The 659-nt window shown below is 37.6% G+C and carries 1 protein-coding gene; it reads left to right on the top strand.

The window, feature by feature from the left end; all coding sequences use genetic code 11:
- On the top strand, positions 1 to 659 hold a 659-nt coding region (locus tag ACS8FC_RS18240; RefSeq protein ID WP_439297825.1), incomplete at both ends, for a hypothetical protein.

Below are 659 nucleotides of genomic sequence, written 5' to 3'. Positions count from 1 at the left end.
AAAATGCTGCCGTCTATTTTGATACAGGATTAAAAAAAGCCACAAATTTTGGTAATGAAGTGGTCGACCGATGGGAAGCAATATCTGCTATAGCTCAACGTAGTGTTGAAGATAAGCAATATAGTTCAGAGCTTGCACATCGTTATATGCGAGCAGCGGAGTTGGTTGGCGATTCAAGTACAGGACAGAATTATTGGAATGAACAACAAATCATATCTACTTGCCTAAAGCTGTCACCTATATCTACATTTGCAATAGCAAACAGATGGAAAGAAAGAGATGTGGGATTGCATGGGCGTTCAGTAGCAATAATTGCCAAAAGTACACTAGATTTAGGGATCATTAACCCAATCATTTTATGGTCATTAACAGCATTTTCTTTTAGCGGCAGTGTAGTCGATTTTCTAGATGTAATTATTACTACAGTGCCTCACAAGCAAAGTCAGCAAAAAATGTTTGATCAGATCGTTAGTGAGTTAAGAACTAAAAGTTATACGGGCGAGCAATGGAAAACTATCGAAGCACTAGCAAACGATTATGGACTACATAATGATGAGCTTGTTTACATAAATGAGCTTAGCAAATCCTACGAAATAAAGGGTACAAAATCAGCCTATATAGATGAAAAACCAGAGAAAGTCGATAGAAGTAGGCAGTGG

It is taken from the genome of Psychrobacter sp. 1Y4 (assembly GCF_051847555.1).
The sequence above is the reverse complement of the archived record's forward strand: the minus strand, read 5'-3'. Positions and strand labels throughout refer to the sequence as shown.